The following is an 18,051-nucleotide window of genomic DNA, read 5'->3' on the forward strand; positions in this document are numbered from 1 at the left end:
TTAAGGCAGGCAGGGGGGGCAGGGGGAGCAGGGGAGGTAGGGGGAGCAGGGGAGGCAGGGGAGGCAGGGGGAGAGAAAAAAGCTTAAGTGAACGGTATTGGTTACTAACATGTTTTGCGAGATTAGTCAACTTTGAACTGGCTAACACTGGTTTCCAGTTGTTGTGAAGTCATCCGTAGTTCCTCAAAAGACTCGGAAATGTGCATGGCACTTTCTGAAGTCTTGCGGGCGATCGCCGAAACATCCATCATCGCTTCTGTCAATATCTGAGATTGCTGACTTTGAGTGGAAACTGCTTGAGTAATTCCTTGCACCAGTCCACCAATTTCGTTGGTAGCTGCCACGATCGCACTCAGGGAATGACGAGTCTCATCAATCAAGTTCGAGCCTTGGACAACTTGGGTAATCCCTATTTCCATTGCTTCGGTAACTTCGTTGGTGCCACTTTGAATTTCTTGCACGAGTCGCTCAATTTCTGTGGTAGCACTAGCCGACTGATAAGCCAGGGAACGAACTTCATCTGCAACCACCGCAAAGCCTTTGCCATACTCTCCAGCACGGGTAGCCTCGATCGCCGCATTGAGTGCCAGCAAGTTAGTTTGAGTGGCAAAGTTTTCAATCAGACTCACTACTTTCGAGATTTTCTGAGAAGCTTCACCGAGGCGCTTAATCTTCTTCGCTGTTTCCGACACGGTTTCCCGAATCTCCAAAATGCCCTCTACGGTTTTTTCCATCAGGGAATCGCCAGCTTGGACGGTTCTATTAGCTTCTTGAACGGCCTGCCCGACTCTTTGGGCATCAGCAGCGACTACCTGGGTCGAAGTTACCATCATTTGTAATTGTTCCAGAGCGCGTTCGAGCCGTTCTCCCTGCTGTTGAGCTTGATCGGATAGTTTGACTACTGAGGTGGTGCTGTTGCTGGAAGTTTCACTCACCCTGCTGGCAGCAATCTGCACTTGTCGCACTAAATCTCGCAAACTTTGGATCGTAGTGTTGTAACCATCAGCGATCGTCCCAATTTCATCTTCAGATAGGGGAGCGCGAACGGTGAGATCGCCACTGAAGGATGGTTCCAAAGCCATGAGAACGCGCATTGCTCCTTGTTGGAGTTTTTCGCGGGCGGTGCGTTCGCGCTCTGCTGCTTCTGCTAGTTGCTGCTCTTGAATACGCACCTGTGTTAGGTAATCTGCAAGATTGAGGGCAATACCAATCTGGACGCTGGCTTGGTTGAGAACATCTTCCTCGGATTGCTCCCACTGGCGGGGTGCGCTATTTTGATAAACTCCCATCAACCCCCAGAGCCGATCTTCTTGAAAAATCGGAGCAATCATGTAGGCTTTAGTTCCCCACATTTCTAACAATTGGATGTGACATTCGTCATGACCGACACTATATATATCGTCAACCCGCAAACTTTCTTTGCGGACATAACGCCCTCCTTTGTTGTACTGGAGATAGGTATCTCTAACTTTAGCAAGGCTAGTTCCCACTAACTTAGGCCAATCCCCAGTCACAGACTCAACTACAAATTCTCCAGACCAATCAGGCTCAAAACGGTAAACTCCAACTCGATCTGCTTTGAGTAGCTGACGAAGTTCAAGGGTTGCAAACTGGACAAATTCCAAAACATTACCATGACTTTGGGCCATCTCTGTCAACCGACTTGGCAAGCGATAGGAAAATCGGGCGTTTGCTACTTCCCGTTCTGCCAGTTTTATCAGTTCCTCATTCTTGGTTAAGGTTTGTTGTAAGTATTGCGATTGCTGGACTGCAACCCCAAACTGTGTACCGATTTTCGTTACCAAGTTGATTTCATTATCTTGCCATTGCCGCGGCCCGTCATTCTGATATGTTCCTAATAAACCCCAGAGCTTGTTTCCGGCAATAATCGGGGTGATGATATAGGCTCGAATCTGGAATTGTTCTAGAATTTTCAAGTGGCACTGGGCATGACCAGCAGTGTAAATATCATTAATCACAAAGGTCTCGTTGTTGCGATAGCGTCCACCTTGGGTTTGTTGTAAGTGTTCGTCTTCCCATACAGTCTTGATATCGGGGCCAACCAAAGCTATCCATTCACGACTTACGGATTCGGCAACAAACTCCCCACCCCAATCTGGATTGAAGCGATATACGGCTAGCCGATCGCATTCCAAATGCGATCGCAATTCTGGTAAGGCATTGCGGAAAATTGTATCTAGCTCCTGAACTTGGCGGATTTTTTCTGACAGCCTTGTTAGCGCTCGTTCCCCTTCTGCGGTTCTGGCTAATTCTGCATTCTTCTTCTTGAGCTGTTCGATATACCTAACCTGTTGCAAGCCTATACCCATTTGCACAGCTACTTTTCGCAACAGTTGCACATCCTTGGATTTCCACTGCCGAGGGCCAGTATTTTGGTATGCTCCTATAAAGCCCCAGAGTTTGTTTCCAGTAAAGATAGGAACAATTGTGTAAGCCTTGGCCTGGATTTTTTCTAATATCTCTAGGTAGCACTGAACGTGACCGACAGTGTAAATGTCATCGACAACAAAGGTTTCATAATTGCGATAGCGTCCGCCCTGAGTTTCTTGCAAGTGCTCGTCCATCCAAATCGTTTTGATGTCGGAACCCCCTAAAGACAGCCATTGATCTTTTACGGATTCGGCAACAAACTCCACACTCCAATCTGGATTGAAGCAAAATACTGCAAGGCGATCGCAGTGTAGTTGTTCGCGTAAAGTTGGCAGCACATTCAAGAAAATTGTATCTAGCTCTTGAGCTTGACGGATTTTTTCCACCATCCCTGTCAGCACTTGTTCCTCTTCTGCTGTCCGCGCCAACTCTGCATTCTTCATCTTCAGCTGTTCGATGTACTCAACTTGCAGCATACTAAACCCCAACTGAATGCCCAATTTGGCCAGCAATCGCACCTCCTCGGAATTCCACTGGCGGGGGCCGCTATTTTGGTAAACTCCTAACAAGCCCCAAAGTTTGTTTCCAGCAAAAATCGGGGCGATGATGTAAGCTTTAACTTGGAATTGCTCTAACAAATCGATGTGGCACTGGGCATAACCAGCAGTATAGATGTCATTGACGGCCAAGGTTTCATTGTTGCGATAGCGTCCGCCTTGGGTTTGCTGTAGGTGTTCGTCTTCCCATACGGTCTTAATATCGCGGCCAACCAAAGGTAGCCAGTCACTTCCTACAGATTCAGCAATAAACTCACCACCCCAGTCAGAGTTGAAGCGATATATTGCCAGGCGATCGCATTTGAACAACTGCCGCAATTCTGCCAAGGTAGTGCGGTAGATGGTTTCTAGCTGTTGGGACTGACGCATTCTCTCCGCCATTCGGGCGATCGCGTTTTCTACTTCAGCTACTTGGGTCATTTCTATATTTTTTAACCGTAGCTGTTCGATATATTCAGCTTGCTGGAGGGCAATGCTCAACGGTTCGCCGATCTGCAACAAAGCACCGATTTCTTCTTCAGTCCATTTCCGCATATCAGAATTCTGATAGGCTGCTAACAAACCCCAGAGATTACCAGCCCGGAAAATGGGAACAATGATGTATGCTTTGGCTTGAAACTTCTCTAATGCTTCTAAATAGCAAGGTGAAAAACCAGCAGTATAAATATCGTTGACTTTACGAAAGCGCTTTTCTTTAGCGTACATTCCCCCCTGCGTTTCCTTAAAATAGGTATCTGTATCAGGTTTAGCAGAGGAGCCATAGTCCTTAATATTGCAACGCTCTGAAGATATCAAACCTGTTTTTAAAATGCCATCTTCTTCCTGCATTTCTAACAGTGACGACCAACCAGCAGCCACAGATTCAGCAATAACTTCTCCACTCCAGTCTGGATAAAATTGATAAACGACTGTGCGATCGCATTTTAAAAATCGCCGTAACTCTTGGGTGGTAGTGCGGAAAAGGGTGCGAAGATCCGTTGCTTGCCCAATCTTTTCAATGATGCCGAAAACAGTACGTTCTCGTTCAACAATTTTGGCTGACTCCTCAGAGCGGTGATAAAGTTGTTGCTGATATTGCACCTGTTGAATAGCAATACTAGACAAAGTTGCAACCTGCACCATTAGTCGAACTTCACTATCTTTCCACTGACGAGGCTGAGAATTTTGATAAGCAGCGAGCAAGCCCCACAACTTTTCTCCCTGGAAGATGGCAACAATAATGTATCCTTTGGCTTGATAGGTTTCTAAAACTTTGATATAGCAGTCAGAAAAACCAGCACTGTAGATATCATTAGTGACTCGATAAATCTGTCCGCGATGGAAATTTTTGCCTTGGGTGTGCTGAATGTAGCTATCTGCATTGAGCGATCGCCCTGTTGTCCCAACTAATCCCCCTTCGTCTGCAAGGTTCCTAACACTGCAATAGTTAACGTTATTGACAATTGCTGGGTTGTTTCGCTGTTCTTCTAATAAAGAAACCCACTCAGATCCAGCAGATTCAGCGACAAATTCCCCACTCCAATCTGGCTGGAAACGATAAATTGCGACGCGATCGCATTTTAGTGACTGTCGCACTTCTTGAGTGGCAACGCGAAAGATGGTATCCAAATCTTTGGACTGGAGAATTTTATTCGCTACACCCACAAGGATTTGGTCTTTTTCCACTTCTTGTTGCAATGTAGCTTGAATCACGGTAACTTGCAGTTGCGCTTCTAATTCCTGCTTGATCAATTTTAGTAAGCGAATTTCAGCATTTTGCCACTGGCGAGTAGCAGTGCATTGCTGCACTACCAACAAACCCCAAACCTCATCTTTTACTAAGATTGGCAAACTCACACAAGCTCTAACCTGAAACCGCTCCATGAGTTGCTTTTGGTAAGGAGACAAGTTTGCAGTGTAGGTATCTGCGATCGCAACTAATTTTTCTTGTTGATAAAGCTTGGCAGAACCTAACCCAAAAGTGACAGAGGGCAGTTTTTCCTTCAGCATTGGGGTAAAACCATCCCTCATCGCCTCCGCAACAACTATCCCCAGCGTCGGATTCGTAAACTCATACAGCACCACGCGATCGGCTTGCAGTGCGCTTTGTATCTCCATGACAGCAGTAGCAAGCAAGGTATCTAGATCGGAAAATTGGCGGATTTTGCTAGCGATCGCCTGTACTTGCTCTACCTCTAATCCATCTCCTCCGTCTTGATATGGCAACACACTTAGCAGTTCTTTTAACTTGCGGATTCTGTCTCGCAATGGCCCTGTTTCTACCCAATCAGCTTGATCCAGTTCAGTTCGTAATTCTTCTAGAGCGGAGGTGATTTGCTGTTTTGCTGGTACATCAACGGTATGCCCGTTATCAGTTTCTTTATAACCGTTGCTGGAATTTGACTGAGGTTGGCTCGGTCTAAGATTGTGTTGCGCTACCATGATCTTTCTTGCTATGAAGGTTGTCGGAGTTAATTAAGTAGAATGCAAAGCGGAGGCTAATTACTAAGAAAGGCAGAAGGCAGAGGGCAGAAGGAAAGAAGTATTAATAAAAACTGTCTTTTCTGGCTAGGTCTGAGCCACAGTTAAAAAAAAGAATTGTATTGAGACGCGTAGCACGAGATACAAAGCATAGCTCCCTCCTGCCTTCTGCCTCCTGCCTTTCTTCGGTAAGAAGCTCTGAACTTTAAAGAGGCTGAAGGGCTTGAATCACAATCTGGGTGTCAAGTAACATCAAAGGGCTACCTTGAGAATCTACAAAGTAACCCTGTAAAAATGAGCCTAGTCGGCCAGGTAACATCGATGTCGAAATCTCTAACCGCTCTTGGGGATCGTGAACTTCAATGGTATTGACTTGCTCTACCAACAGCCCGACGGTTTGATTCTGGACTTGAACAAGCATCGCCATGCCAGAGTTACGCACACTTTCTCGCCGACACCAGTGTGTTGCTCCTAACAAAGCTGCTAAATCAAGAATCCAGATCGCTTCTCCCCGCCAATTCATTATGCCTAATAAGAATTCTGCTACCTGCGGTACTGGCAAAATCTCGGTCAGCGCAACCTGAATTACTCCCCGCAAATCAGCTAATGGGAGTAACCCATTTACCTTTCCATTCAACGGAAATCTTAAAAACCTCTGGTTGTTTCCTTGAGAAGAGTTTTCAAGTCGAAATTGGCTATTAATAGGTAGCTCTCTAAAGCTATCATTGGCCTGTACCATTGCCCTAGTTTCCTTTAGCGAATAAATTTATTAACAGTCTGGAGCAAGGTATTTTCATCTACAGGTTTGACCAAATAGCCATCGGCACCACTCATATTGCCCCAAGTTTTATCAACATCTGTATTTTTAGTTGAGCAAATCACTACCGGGATTCCTTTTGTTGTCGGATCGGCTTTCAATTTGCGGCAGAACTCAAATCCACTTTGGCCAGGCAAAATTAAATCCAGTAGAATCAAGTCAGGTTTTTGTTGTTTCAACCTGAGTTGAGCCTCTTCACCACTGCGAACTTCATAAACTGAATATCCTCCTTGCTCTAGGTAACGTGTCATCTTTTCGGATTCTGTGAGGCTATCTTCAACTAAAAGAACTTTTTTCATTTTTTTCTAATTATTTAATTTAGAATTTGACAAATTATTGCGACAAATGAATTAACACCAACCCAGATGTATACCAATCCGATTTGATTTCTGAATCACTCGTAGAGGTAAGGGACTGGGGATTGGGGAACTCGGGGTCCCCTCTGGGGATTAGGGGCGATGGGGACTGGGGACTGCGAAGAAGGAATAAAGGTGTACTGAGTTTTGTTCAAAAATCAAATATGAGTCCTATAGAAAGCAATTTCCAATCAAAAACCTGTTTTGAAAATGGATGTAGGGGAGCCACTGACATGACTACCGCTTCAACTTAAACACTTAAATACTTTTGAAGCATATTGAGTACTTTGTCTGCTTCTACAGGTTTACCCAAAAAGTCAGTTGCTCCTACTAATTTTGCTCGCATCCGATCTACTATTCCATCTTTACCCGTTAAGATGACAACCGGCACATTTTTGAGACCGGGAGTTTTACGGATTCGAGAACAAATTTCATAGCCATTGACTTTTGGCATCAAAAGATCCAAAAAAATAAAGTCGGGCTTGTTTTTGATTAGCTGTAAAATTGCTATCAAGGAATCTTGAATGCCAACAAAGCGATAACCTTGATGGGTCATAATTTCCTCCAAACTGCGACAGATCATCGGACTATCATCTATACAGGCTACTAAAGGTCTTGAGACATCAATAATTGCTTTCCTAGCTGCTGGGGGGGCAAATTGTATAACAGTGTTCTCTTCTTTCTTCAGTGAAGAATTGGAATTATTAACTGCACTGGACTGATTAACAATTTCTTTACTAGTCGCTGGGGGAGCAACTTTTTTGAAATTGGGTGCAACTTGTATAACAGTGTCCTCTTCTGTTTTTAGTGAAGAATTGGAATTATTAACTGCACTGGATGGGTTGCCAGTTTCTTGACTAATCCCAACCTTCCTGAGTTTTGGGGTGGGTGAAAAAGCGATCGCCCCTGCTTTTACCAATGGTATTAATAACCGAGTCAAAGCTAAGACATCCCGACCGCTTTTTTGTCCTAGACCTCGTAAAGTTTTTGTGCCATCAACTAGAGCAATAATCTGTTTAGAGGATGCTTGTCCTTGGAGTAGCTCAATTTTTTGAATGATCGGAAATAAATTGGGCGAGCAAGTAGCCAGTCCTGCATCTCGCCATTCTTGCCAGGCTTGTGTAGCCTGTTTCAAGACTTCCTCAGTTGGTATTACAGCTAGGAGAACCCCAGGAACTTCACCAACAACGGTAGTATGTGATAACTGCCCTGCTGGATTGTCGCCATTTTTTTTGGCTTCAATGTACTGCATTATATCAAACAGGACTTCAGCTATTGAGCTTGTAATCAGGCTAACAAGTTGTTGTTGTTCGATTAATTTTTGTTCTCGCAACTTAACAAGAATGGAATACTCGCGATAATTTTCCTGGGGAGAGACAAGGCGCTCCATCTGTGTCACATCCAGATTAGAACAGTACCGCAACAAGTGTCGTCGCCATCGCTCATCGGCATTAGAACCGCCAGCCTGCCAAATTAATCGTCCTAAACGAAAATATAGCGTCCAAGTCGGCCCATCCCTTGCTTCAAGATTCAGCCTACCTGTAAATAATTTAGTTTGAAGTTGGTTGATCAATTGATTCACAATGGATCGCACCTCCTTATATATCTTGAGTTTTGCATTTATATTAGAATTTCTCAAACAATCCAGCTTACTAACTTCATTGTGAGATTGCCAATAGCACAGTTCAAAATCTTGATTGAGCTATCCCAGCTTGTTATATCCCTTTCCAATCTGGATATTTTTAAAGTTCAAAGTCGGAAGTTTGAACAAAGATTTAAGCTCTTTTCCTAATTATTAATAGGTTAACTTTTTGCAATATTACATCTACTGAGCATATTGCTTGTATAGATGGAGTTGCAATACAGACCGGAAAAAGATGGAAATGTTGAATACTAGAAAGCATAGACCAGCTTTAATGCTTATCGATTGTGTATGCTGCTTAAGGCGACAGATAAGCTGTTGTGTTTTTAATTTGCACATTGAGACGGCAGGGGAGAGGGTTTACAGGTTTTACCTAAAAGATTATGAGGCAACTTGTAGGCGCGACAGCTTACAAGCGATCGCCCAACAGCTAGTCTGCAAATACAAAAAATCAGCTTGAATGTAAGTTTGTCAAGAAATTGCTTGTTGCCGAATAAAGTATTGGCGATCGCGTTGTTCTAGTACACCTTGCTTGATCAAGGAGCGCAGGACATCAATCGTTTGCACCCGGCTTAAGCCTATCACTTCTTCAATTTCTATCAGAGTAGCTCCTTCAGCTTGCTGAATGTATTGCTGCACTTTAGATTTAACAGTATCTGCATTCGAGGCAGGCACTTTCTTAGTCATGGTATTGGCGGAAGGACGGAAACCAGTGGCTTTAATTGCAGAACGGGAAATTGACAATTTTGGAACTGTTACAACTAATTTCTCTTCTTTAGCAGGAGTCGGGGAAACTGCTTGTTCGTGAGTGTAATCGCCCCAAACACTGTTATGTAAGATTTCCCGGAAATTTTGCAAATCTTGGAATAATGCCTGAGCCTTTGCTGACCTCTGTTGGCGGTATTCTTGCTGGCGTTGCCAGACATCTGTTTTTATTTGCAATATTTCCAATTGCCGCTCGACAATCTCTTGCTGAAATTCCTGCTGTTGTAACTTTCTGTCGTTGTGAAGGCTGGTAACAAAACTGCTCAATTCTTGATGAAGCAAATCTGCTTGCATCTGAAGTTCTTGTTGAGTTTGCTGTTTCCACTGGTTAACTTTTTGACGGCGTTCAGCAGTTATTTGCAATCGCTGCGATCGCTCTTGTTCCCATAAATCCTTGAGAGCCATCAGATGATATCTCCTATTTTGTTAACTAGAAATGTAGCAATCCGATTTGATTTATGAATCACTCGTAGAGGTAAGGGACTCTTTACTGAGAAAGAATCAAGTTGTACTGAGTTTTGTTCAAGAATAAAATATGAGTCCTATATTAAATAGGCTGTTACGCATTTAATTTGTACATTTAACTAATGACTGTTAACCGTTAACAGTTAACCGTCAACAATCATCAGTCAACGACCATCAAGAGTGTTTATATACTTTAGACGCGCATCAGCTTAGAAGCCATAAAGACTCGCTTTTTCTAATGTGGTGTTAAGCAGCAGATGGAACAGCAGCCTGAGATGTTAAACCAACTGCCTCGGCATATCTTAAGTAAGTTTCAACTGAAGCAATCACAATCCGAGCTTCTATTGATAGCAGTTCAATACCAACTAAAGAAACACGTACCCAAGCATCAATTACAATTCCTTTGTCCAAAATGCGGTCAATAACTTCAGCCAGACTTGAAGATGAGTTAACTTTTTCAACAGCCATTTTATTTTGCTCTCACAACTCTAATTATTTATTTCATCTTGCTCTGATTGAGCAGCAGGTAAAACTTACACAATGTGTTTTATTCTTCCTGGGTTTAGTGTTCCCAAAAATATAAGATAAATATAAGAAAATAAAAAAATAAAGAAAAAATTATCTCATCTTTATTTTTTCTGGTAAAGTTTTAAATATTATTTTTTATAAATTTATATGAGAGTATTTTCTAGAAAATGATACGGTGGTAGAGGTTCGCTGAGTGCCAATTGCCAGTGCGAGCATTGTACCTGCCAGAGGGAAAACAGCTGCGTACTGAGCGTTGAATCGTTGCGCTGTGCCAAAAAGTGGATTTGCCGCACATCTGACTGTCGAGTTTCACAGATAACATTTGTATATGTTTTGAGAATTAACTGGCTCAAAAGTTCCCATTGTTCGCATTGTTGTGCTTGAAATGCTTGCTGTGTTTGGTAGCGTTGTTTTTTAGCCAATAAATAGGCTTTTCCCTTGGCATTAATAGTTTCAGAATCGTCAAGCAAATCACAGGGTGTCATTTTTAAGGTGTACTCAACTTTGTCTGCTAGCTGAGTTAGGGCTTCTAGATATTGCTCTTGGTGCTTTTCTAGATGATTCAACAGTTTTTCTTGCGAGGTAAAACCCCTCCCAAAGCGTAGGGGAAGAAGGGGAGTTTGTTGAAAAAGTTCTCGAATTACGCGATCGTGGTTTAATACAGCTTGAAGTAAACGCTCATCCGTTGCCTGTATTGCCTCCAGTGAGATTTCCGGCTCTACGATCGCACCTAAACCAGAAGAGTAAACGAGTTCAATATTCTTTTCCATCCCTAAGGGCAGAACAAGTGGTGATGGAGTCGGTACTAGAAGAGCATAGGCGTATATTGACATAACGTAGAACGGCGTAAATATTTGTAGTTGGGATGAGGCAGGAAGGAGGCAGGAGGGAAGAGGGTTTAAGTTAAATTTACTTTAGTAACATAACTTAAGTAGCTTCCGCTCTGAACTTCTGGGTTTTTTCAAGTAAGTTATTCATGCCTAGTTTTGGCACAATCAAGGATGAAAAATTCTTACCTCTTCCTCCTACCTCCTGCCCTCTATTGACATTGATGCTGATTAGCAAGCATCTGATATGTAACTTGAAAATCATCATTTGTAATCTGAATCAAGCTGGATTCAGTCAATCCTTGGGCGCGGTATCGACGAATTGCGCTTAAAGCAGCTTGATTGCTCAACAAAGCCAAGTCTGCGCCATTCCAACCTTCGGTAACTGTCGCCCAGGTTTCTAAATCGACATCAACCAGGGGACGATCTAGATTGTGAACTCCTAAAATCGCTAATCGGCTGGCTCGATCTGGTAGATCGATTTTTATTTGTAAGTCCAATCTTCCGGCTCTGAGCAAGGCAGGATCGATCGCTTCTGGACGATTGGTTGCTCCTACTAACAGTACTTTCGGGCATTCATGTAACCCATCTAATTCGGTGAGTAGTTGACCGACAACGCGATCGCTAACTCCAGAATCACCAGTGAATCGTCCTCGTACTGGTGCCAGGGTATCAATTTCGTCTATAAATACAACACAAGGAGCTGCTTGCCGAGCTTTGCGAAAGAGTTCTCTGACTGCTTGTTCTGCGGCACCTACCCACCGACTTAGTAATTCTGGGCCATTCACAGCAATAAAGTTGGCTCTAGCCTGGGAAGCGATCGCTTTTGCAAGTAATGTTTTTCCCGTTCCCGGGGGTCCCCACAATAGAATCCCACGAGGAGGCTTGGCTTTGGTTTGCTCGTATAGTTCAGGATAGAGGAGTGCGCCCTCTACAGATTCTTGAAGTTTTTGTTTAATATCATCCAAACCACCAATGTCATCCCAACTTACACTTGGTACTTCAATTGCTACAGACCTAAGAACTGAGGGTTTTATCTCCTTAATTGCTTCTAGAAAATCCTGCTGCATAACAGTCATGTTCTCAGGAACGGGACTGTTGAGCGAGGGGACTTGACGACGAAGGGCAATGTAGGCTGCTTTTTGACAAAGAGCTTTGATATCGGCACCGACAAAACCGACGGACAAATCAGCGATCGCTCCTAAACTAATTGAAGTATCCAAAGGCATGGCACTTGTCAAAATCGTCAGAATTTCCAATCGTCCATTGCGATCGGGAACCCGAAAATGAACTTCGCGATCGAAGCGCCCCGGACGACGCAGCGCCGGATCGAGATAATCGGGACGATTTGTTGCCGCTAATACAATTACGCCCTCAGTTTTGGCAAACCCATCCATTAACCCAAGCAACTGCGCCACTAATCTTTTTTCAACTTCGCCTTCCATTTGGCTGCGATCTGGAGCAAGGCTGTCAATTTCGTCAATAAATATCAAGCAGGGAGCAGAACGAGTTGCTTTTTCAAAAATACTTCGCAAACGAGCTTCTGCTTCCCCATAATACTTGCTCATCACCTCTGGGCCATTGATGGCAATGTAGTTTAACTCTAACTCTTCTGCCAAAACACGGGCTGTTAAAGTTTTTCCCGTACCGGGCGGGCCAACGAGCAAAACCCCACGCGGAGGCTCTAACCCTAATTTCACCAATAAATCTGGACGTTTAAGGGGAATTTCAACTAACTCTCTGATTTCTTGGAGAACATCAGCCAAGCCGCCGATACCTTGCCAAGAAGTTTTTGAGTTCTTATTAGCTGATGGGGGTGTGACATCAGCATCATCCATTGGTGTAGCTGCATCGGTGGAATTGGAACTGACTCGGCTGGAACTCCTTGTTCTCGGAATATTGCCTTGCCGAGGAATACTACTGATATTATGAGACCGAATTTCAATAGAAGTTTTTAACTCCCCTTTCTCTACTTTTTCTTCTAAAGCTTTGGCAATTTCTAATAGGTGTTCAAATCCTTTAAATATGTCGTCCATTGATTTAACTTAGAGGTTGAATGAACAAGTGTTGCACTGTGATTTTGGGCACTTTTAGATCCTCCCTAACCCCCCCTTGTAAAGCTACGGTGTCGAATTACCCCCCTTAATCCCCCCTTTTACAAGGGGAGAACCGGAAAATCTAGTTCCCTCCCCTTTACAAGGGGAGGGTTAGGGAGGGGTAATTCAATGACTGGTAGTGATTCGCATAACTTGTGTGTACATCGTAGCTTTACAAGGGGGATTTAGGGGGATCTATAACGTTTTGCTATCGACAAGAGGACTTTTCAAACATCCTCTTAAATAAAAGACAGAGAAAAATTAAAAGTTTAAATAATTTTTGATTCTCAATTTTTATTGCTATTCACAGCGAGAAGAATTAATCAGTTGGAAGTGGTTAATCGAAGACGAGCAAAATTATACGGGGCAGTGAAATTGTTGTAACGAATTCGCAAACGGTTTTCAAATTGACGATCGAGTGCTTCAACGTATCCGCTAAATTGTGATTCTGCTTCCCAAGGAATTAGGTAGGCTGAATTGTAGATCATTGTGTCCATTTGGGGAGTATTTTCTACCACTTCGAGCGCAATGGAGTTGAGCGTGCCTTTAAATACATCGATGATCCCTTGCTTGCGATCGCTCATTCCCTGTTCGATGGTTTGCCCTATTTGGATTACCCGTTCCATACTCAGGGGTTGACCCACTAGCTTATCCCTTTCGGCTTTGAGATTTGGATGTTCTGCCAATAGTCCTTGAATTTCTGCCTCGGTGTCCCAAAAAACTTTGACACTAACTTCTCGGCAACCCGATAACTTCGCAAGCAATTGCGTCAATTCTTCTTGATGAGGATGAATTAATTGCTGTGAAACCGTTTCCCAGCTTGAAACCAAAAGTCCAAATTGCACGGGCAGTAAATAGCGATCGCCTCCTTGCATGATCTCCTCAAGGACTTTCTCATGACTTAGCAGGTTACGACGGCTGGCCAAATAACGCTCTTGTTGTGCTTCCGAGTAGATGACTGCAAAATCATCCAAAAGTTTAATTTGTACAGGTTGCCGATCTAAGCCCTCTAAATTTAAATTTTGTGGAGCAGGCAAGGTCAAAATTCCATAAATGTAAAAGCCATAACTCATAAGAATGTCTTACCAAGAAGAATGTAGATAAAAAAGTTACAGGGGTTTAGAAGTGAGTACTAATCTTAACTTGGCATGAACTAAGCTTAATTGAGCCAGTCCTAAGTCCAAGTCACCTTCAACCACAACACCCGTATTTAATAGGCGATCGAGAAGTTCTAAAATAGAGGGTTGACTAGAGGTTTCACCGGGGTAATATCCTCCAGATTGGGGAAGTAAATTTCCCATTTCACCCAAGTTAATATTTAGATCGGCTGGGTCAACATCAAATATCTCGCAAAGCTTAACAACCTGTTGTTCAAGCTGTTGCAAGCTTTCGGCAGCTCGATCTAGTTCAGAGTCGCTGAGGTTGCCAGCATCCATGCGCCGAATCACCTGAGCTTCCATGAGTTGGCGTATCAGTTCAACAACCGTCAGTAACAACGGCGCTAAACCGGAATCGGAACCTTTTGATTTGCTAATCCCCTGCATTCTGATGATTAATAGGATTGAGTGCTTTGAGCGATTGCAGTTCTGTTTCTAGACTGGCAAGACGCTCTTGAAGTTGTTGATTAGTTGCTAATAAGGTGCGAGTTTGACTATTAAGATAGGGGTCGCTCTCCCACCAGTTAATTCCAATCTCTTTGGCTTTATCAACAGAAGAAATCAACAAACGAATCCGAATGTTGAGCAGTTCTGTGGAGCCTACAGAAATAGAAATATCTCCTGCTATTACAATGCCTTTATCTAGAACTCGTTCTAGAATATCTGCCAAAGTAGAACCTTGAGTTGATGTAGTGATAGCTCCCCGATTAATATTAGTACTCATTTGTTTATTAAATGACCAGAATCAAAAGCAACTGTTTGTAATACGTTCGGTGGCTCGGCATTGCTCTGCATTTGGACTAATACTCCCTGCTCCCTGAGAGACTTGAGTGCAGCCACAATTTGACTGCGATCGATCCCTAGTTCTACTGCCAATTCAGAGAAACGCCTTCCTGGAGAATTACACAGGTAGTTGTAGACTTCATGCTCGTAAGGTACTCGTTGTTCCAATACAATCTGATTTTGGCTGTCTGGTATTGTCTCAGTTGGCTGAGATTGAGTATTTATACGATGATAAAATTCACTTAAAACCTCTTCCAGTAGCCGAGTTGCTTCCATAAGAGGTTGATTCGTGCGAGAAAGCAGGATATCGGCACAAATATCTTGGAAGCTAGGATCTCCAGGGTTTACGGAAATTTCGTGTTCGTGGCAGATTTTGGCAATCATCAGACAGGAACGCAATCCACCACCCTGTCCCGAGCTAGATCGACTCCAAAACGTCCGTACTAAGCGGACAATTACTTCTGCTTTCTCAGAATCTATGCCTGTTTTATGAACTACAATTTCCTGCTGACTCAGTTCATCAGGTGTAGGCATATCGATGGTAATAACACGATCCATCAAAGCATCCTGAGTTGCATGAACTCCACAATACTCTTGAGGATTTGATGTTAAAATTGCCCGAAACTTAGAATGAACCCGGATATACTCGGCTCGCTGTTGATTTGTTGGCAATACCAACAACCTCTCCTCAAGTACGGAGAGTAAAACGTTATTTACCTCCGGGTGCGATCGATTGAATTCGTCGTAAACCAGCGTAAATCCTTCTTTACAAGCTAGGGTTAATCGGGCATCAACCCAATGTTGTCGAAGTTCATCTTCAACTTTGACAACGCTGTGGATGAAATTATCAACAACCTTTTTGCGGGTATAACCTACTTGATTACCAATCAAGTCTGAGGTTTTAAACTCATCATCTCCAAATAACAAGATGATCGGCTGGTTGAGCAAATCAGCTAGATGCATTGCCAGAGTAGTTTTTCCGACTCCGGCTGAACCACGTAAATGTATTGAAAAACCCGACTGTAGATAGCGCAAAGCACGTTGAGCGATCCGTTGAACATCAGGGGTATTGACAAATCGTTGGGGAGATGCATTTAATACTGTTGTCAAGCTTTAAGTACCTCGTAAGTAATAATCTTATGTAAAAGTAATTTTTTGCACATCGAGAATATAAAATACAGATGTCAATAAGCCTTAACTGAACTCAAATCCAACACATTTTGGTATCAACATAAGACTAAGTAATGTTTAATATAATGTCATCAGCAAGATTACGGTCTTGTGAGACAGCCTTAACAAATCTACACAAGTGAAAATTAATATGGTTCTGCGCTTTTTACTACTACCGATTACTGGCCCATTAATGGGGGTAACGTGGATTGGGGAAAAAATTTTAGAACAGGCGAGTACTGAAATTGATGATAAAGAAAATCTCAGCAAGCAACTTCTTGCACTCCAACTTGCTTTTGATATGGGAGAAATTCCTGAAGAAGAGTTTGAAATTCAGGAAGAAGCTCTTTTATTAGCGATTCTCGAAGCAGAACAGGAGGAACGCAATCAAACACAAGGGTAGTGAATCTTTCCTCTGGAGTTTAGACTAAGCAATGCAAAATAATACAACAGGGCTGAGTTAATCGGAAGCATCCCAAAAGTATGAACAATCTTTGATATTCAATAGCTAAAGATGGTTCTTTATGGGGTGGTGTAAATAAGAAAATTCTAGCTTTCAATTATTTTTAATCCGCAAAACGAAATATTTATTTTCTTGCGCCAAGTCTTGAATAAATTTCAACCCAGCAAATCCCTTATTCATTACCCCAACAGCATTTGTGGGCAAATTAGACATTATTTTTGAGCTAAAATTATAATTACGATTGTGCCCAAAATTACCATATTTGGGGCTATTTTTATCCGATTTTTCTGAATATGGAACATTTCTGGTATTATTATTCATTGCATCAACACTGTCGCCATGAAAAATCTTTTCCCATTGTTATTGAGTGCTATTTTATTAAGTAGCATAACAGCTTGTAATAAAACTAATACCCAGACTGACAGCTCTTCTAGTAACAACAAAACTGCAATCACTGAAGGTACACCTAGTCAGCCAAATAATCAACAAATATTGATTCCTGCTGGAACAAGTTTTGAGACTGTTCTTAAACAAGAGATATCTACGGGTAAAAGCCAAAATAATGACCGCTTTGTTTTAGAAACGAAAAATTCCTCAATTGGAGCTAATAAACTTCTTCAAGATGGTCAAATACAGGGACACCTGGAAGATGTAGTCAAAGCTGTTAAAGGAAAAAAAGCAAGTTTACACTTAGTTTTTGATGATATTTCGCTTAAAAATGGTTCATCTTATCCCATTGATGCAACCTTAGTAAACACCAAGCTAGAAACAAAAACCAAAGGTAAGTTCATTCAAAATACAGGGATTATTTTAGGCGGTACAATTGCAGGTCATTTTCTTGGTAATCAAGCCAAGTTCAAACATGGTGGGCTAGCAGGTGGTGCAACTGCGGCTGCTTTCGTTTTGTCTAGCCCTGGTGGAGAAGTTGCCCTTAAGAAAGGTACAAATATTAAACTTCAACTAAAATCTGCTATTGGTGCTACTCAATAAACCATCAGTGATAAGCTGTTGTGTTTTATAATTTGCACATTGAGACAGCAGGGGAGCAGAGGAGCACAGGGGCAGAGGAGAGGGTTTACAGGTTTTACCTAAAAGATTATGAGGGGAATGGCACTAAGAAAAGCCGAAACGCTTGTGGATTAAGCAGTTAGCAACTGCTTTCGTAATTCGTGCCGGGGTTTGGTCATTAAGGGATAAGCTTTCGGGCGACGTAAAAGGACTCGTGGTTCACTTCTTGCGGGGCGATCGCTCACAGCTTTGTGAGCAATAACTTTTAGCAAAGTGCGATAAATTTGGTGGCGTTTTTGAGAAGTTGCTGCTAATAATTTGGGAATAAAGTTAATTAAAACGATTATTAAGCCAACGTGGAGATGAATATGATAGCGCCATCGCTGCCAAAGAAACAGTTGATAAATACTGGCAGCATAAAAACAGACAGTACAAAAAATATCAACAAAAGCTTACTGAGACCCAAGAGTGAAGGTTCCTGCATACTGGGCTGAATTTTATCTATAAGAAGCTAACTAGAAGTCCAATTCCAGTATGATGATTGAGGTTTGAGTACGGTAAAGGGA

General features: G+C 42.6%; 16 protein-coding genes. 2 read left to right on the forward strand and 14 right to left on the reverse strand.

Translation table 11 applies throughout. The features are described from left to right. Nucleotides 1-122 precede the first annotated feature (122 nt). The 12 genes from V7K42_RS07945 to gvpN form a co-directional block, all read right to left on the reverse strand. Nucleotides 123-5,369: a GAF domain-containing protein gene (locus V7K42_RS07945; protein WP_334915090.1), complete on the reverse strand. Its 5,247-nt coding sequence runs from the start codon at nucleotides 5,367-5,369 to the stop codon at nucleotides 123-125. A gap of 244 nt (nucleotides 5,370-5,613) precedes the next feature. Further along, complete coding sequence (locus V7K42_RS07950; protein WP_334915092.1) at nucleotides 5,614-6,147, reverse strand: chemotaxis protein CheW; 534 nt, start codon at nucleotides 6,145-6,147, stop codon at nucleotides 5,614-5,616. Nucleotides 6,148-6,161: 14 nt separating this feature from the next. Next, a complete protein-coding gene (locus V7K42_RS07955; protein WP_334915094.1) occupies nucleotides 6,162-6,524 on the reverse strand; it encodes a response regulator transcription factor in 363 nt (120 codons plus the stop codon). Between the two features lie 307 nt (nucleotides 6,525-6,831). After that, entirely contained in the window at nucleotides 6,832-8,163 is a 1,332-nt protein-coding gene (locus tag V7K42_RS07960) for a response regulator (protein ID WP_334915095.1), read from the reverse strand. 531 nt (nucleotides 8,164-8,694) lie between these two features. Then, a complete protein-coding gene (locus V7K42_RS07965) occupies nucleotides 8,695-9,393 on the reverse strand; it encodes a gas vesicle protein GvpC (protein ID WP_334915097.1) in 699 nt (232 codons plus the stop codon). A 306-nt stretch (nucleotides 9,394-9,699) separates the two neighbouring features. Continuing rightward, complete coding sequence (gene gvpA / locus V7K42_RS07970; protein WP_012408764.1) at nucleotides 9,700-9,921, reverse strand: gas vesicle structural protein GvpA; 222 nt, start codon at nucleotides 9,919-9,921, stop codon at nucleotides 9,700-9,702. Between the two features lie 203 nt (nucleotides 9,922-10,124). Beyond that, nucleotides 10,125-10,814, reverse strand: coding sequence for a GvpL/GvpF family gas vesicle protein (locus V7K42_RS07975; RefSeq protein ID WP_334915099.1), 690 nt, complete (start codon nucleotides 10,812-10,814; stop codon nucleotides 10,125-10,127). Between the two features lie 206 nt (nucleotides 10,815-11,020). Further along, nucleotides 11,021-12,844 (reverse strand): AAA family ATPase, encoded by a 1,824-nt coding sequence (locus V7K42_RS07980; RefSeq protein ID WP_334915101.1) that lies wholly within the window; start codon nucleotides 12,842-12,844, stop codon nucleotides 11,021-11,023. Between the two features lie 383 nt (nucleotides 12,845-13,227). Further along, complete coding sequence (locus tag V7K42_RS07985; protein WP_334915103.1) at nucleotides 13,228-13,977, reverse strand: GvpL/GvpF family gas vesicle protein; 750 nt, start codon at nucleotides 13,975-13,977, stop codon at nucleotides 13,228-13,230. A gap of 36 nt (nucleotides 13,978-14,013) precedes the next feature. Further along, nucleotides 14,014-14,448 (reverse strand): gas vesicle protein K, encoded by a 435-nt coding sequence (locus V7K42_RS07990; RefSeq protein ID WP_334915105.1) that lies wholly within the window; start codon nucleotides 14,446-14,448, stop codon nucleotides 14,014-14,016. Further along, nucleotides 14,435-14,785, reverse strand: coding sequence for a gas vesicle protein (locus V7K42_RS07995; RefSeq protein ID WP_334915107.1), 351 nt, complete (start codon nucleotides 14,783-14,785; stop codon nucleotides 14,435-14,437). The genes V7K42_RS07990 and V7K42_RS07995 overlap by 14 nt, the downstream gene beginning before the upstream one ends. Continuing rightward, nucleotides 14,782-15,954 carry a gas vesicle protein GvpN gene (gvpN, locus tag V7K42_RS08000; protein ID WP_334915108.1) on the reverse strand — a complete coding sequence of 391 codons (1,173 nt, stop codon included), beginning with the start codon at nucleotides 15,952-15,954 and terminating at the stop codon, nucleotides 14,782-14,784. Before gvpN ends, V7K42_RS07995 begins: the two co-directional genes overlap by 4 nt. Nucleotides 15,955-16,165: 211 nt before the next feature. Here gvpN and V7K42_RS08005 point away from each other — a divergent pair, with 211 nt between their 5' ends. Continuing rightward, on the forward strand, nucleotides 16,166-16,417 hold the full coding sequence (locus V7K42_RS08005) for a gas vesicle protein GvpG (RefSeq protein ID WP_334915110.1): 252 nt from the start codon (nucleotides 16,166-16,168) through the stop codon (nucleotides 16,415-16,417). Between the two features lie 153 nt (nucleotides 16,418-16,570). On the opposite strand, the gene V7K42_RS08010 is transcribed toward V7K42_RS08005, so the two are convergent. Next, a complete protein-coding gene (locus tag V7K42_RS08010) occupies nucleotides 16,571-16,798 on the reverse strand; it encodes a hypothetical protein (RefSeq protein ID WP_442938546.1) in 228 nt (75 codons plus the stop codon). An 18-nt stretch (nucleotides 16,799-16,816) separates the two neighbouring features. On the opposite strand from V7K42_RS08010, the gene V7K42_RS08015 reads away from it, so the two are divergent. Beyond that, nucleotides 16,817-17,467 carry a hypothetical protein gene (locus V7K42_RS08015; RefSeq protein WP_334915112.1) on the forward strand — a complete coding sequence of 217 codons (651 nt, stop codon included), beginning with the start codon at nucleotides 16,817-16,819 and terminating at the stop codon, nucleotides 17,465-17,467. A 149-nt stretch (nucleotides 17,468-17,616) separates the two neighbouring features. On the opposite strand, the gene V7K42_RS08020 is transcribed toward V7K42_RS08015, so the two are convergent. Then, nucleotides 17,617-17,757: a hypothetical protein gene (locus V7K42_RS08020; protein WP_334915114.1), complete on the reverse strand. Its 141-nt coding sequence runs from the start codon at nucleotides 17,755-17,757 to the stop codon at nucleotides 17,617-17,619. Between the last annotated feature and the right edge of the window lie 294 nt (nucleotides 17,758-18,051).

Source organism: Nostoc sp. (assembly GCF_036917455.1).
Lineage (GTDB): Bacteria > Cyanobacteriota > Cyanobacteriia > Cyanobacteriales > Nostocaceae > Nostoc.

Bases quoted from the DNA above. Each gene is read 5' to 3' on its own strand.
- V7K42_RS07995 (WP_334915107.1), bottom strand. From the start codon at position 14,785: ATGAGTACTAATATTAATCGGGGAGCTATCACTACATCAACTCAAGGT.
- V7K42_RS08005 (WP_334915110.1), top strand. From the start codon at position 16,166: ATGGTTCTGCGCTTTTTACTACTACCGATTACTGGCCCATTAATGGGG.
- V7K42_RS08010 (WP_442938546.1), bottom strand. From the start codon at position 16,798: ATGAATAATAATACCAGAAATGTTCCATATTCAGAAAAATCGGATAAA.
- V7K42_RS07965 (WP_334915097.1), bottom strand. From the start codon at position 9,393: ATGGCTCTCAAGGATTTATGGGAACAAGAGCGATCGCAGCGATTGCAA.
- V7K42_RS07990 (WP_334915105.1), bottom strand. From the start codon at position 14,448: ATGCAGGGGATTAGCAAATCAAAAGGTTCCGATTCCGGTTTAGCGCCG.
- V7K42_RS07950 (WP_334915092.1), bottom strand. From the start codon at position 6,147: ATGGTACAGGCCAATGATAGCTTTAGAGAGCTACCTATTAATAGCCAA.
- V7K42_RS07985 (WP_334915103.1), bottom strand. From the start codon at position 13,977: ATGAGTTATGGCTTTTACATTTATGGAATTTTGACCTTGCCTGCTCCA.
- gvpA (WP_012408764.1), bottom strand. From the start codon at position 9,921: ATGGCTGTTGAAAAAGTTAACTCATCTTCAAGTCTGGCTGAAGTTATT.
- V7K42_RS08015 (WP_334915112.1), top strand. From the start codon at position 16,817: ATGAAAAATCTTTTCCCATTGTTATTGAGTGCTATTTTATTAAGTAGC.
- V7K42_RS07975 (WP_334915099.1), bottom strand. From the start codon at position 10,814: ATGTCAATATACGCCTATGCTCTTCTAGTACCGACTCCATCACCACTT.
- V7K42_RS07980 (WP_334915101.1), bottom strand. From the start codon at position 12,844: ATGGACGACATATTTAAAGGATTTGAACACCTATTAGAAATTGCCAAA.
- V7K42_RS07955 (WP_334915094.1), bottom strand. From the start codon at position 6,524: ATGAAAAAAGTTCTTTTAGTTGAAGATAGCCTCACAGAATCCGAAAAG.
- V7K42_RS07945 (WP_334915090.1), bottom strand. From the start codon at position 5,369: ATGGTAGCGCAACACAATCTTAGACCGAGCCAACCTCAGTCAAATTCC.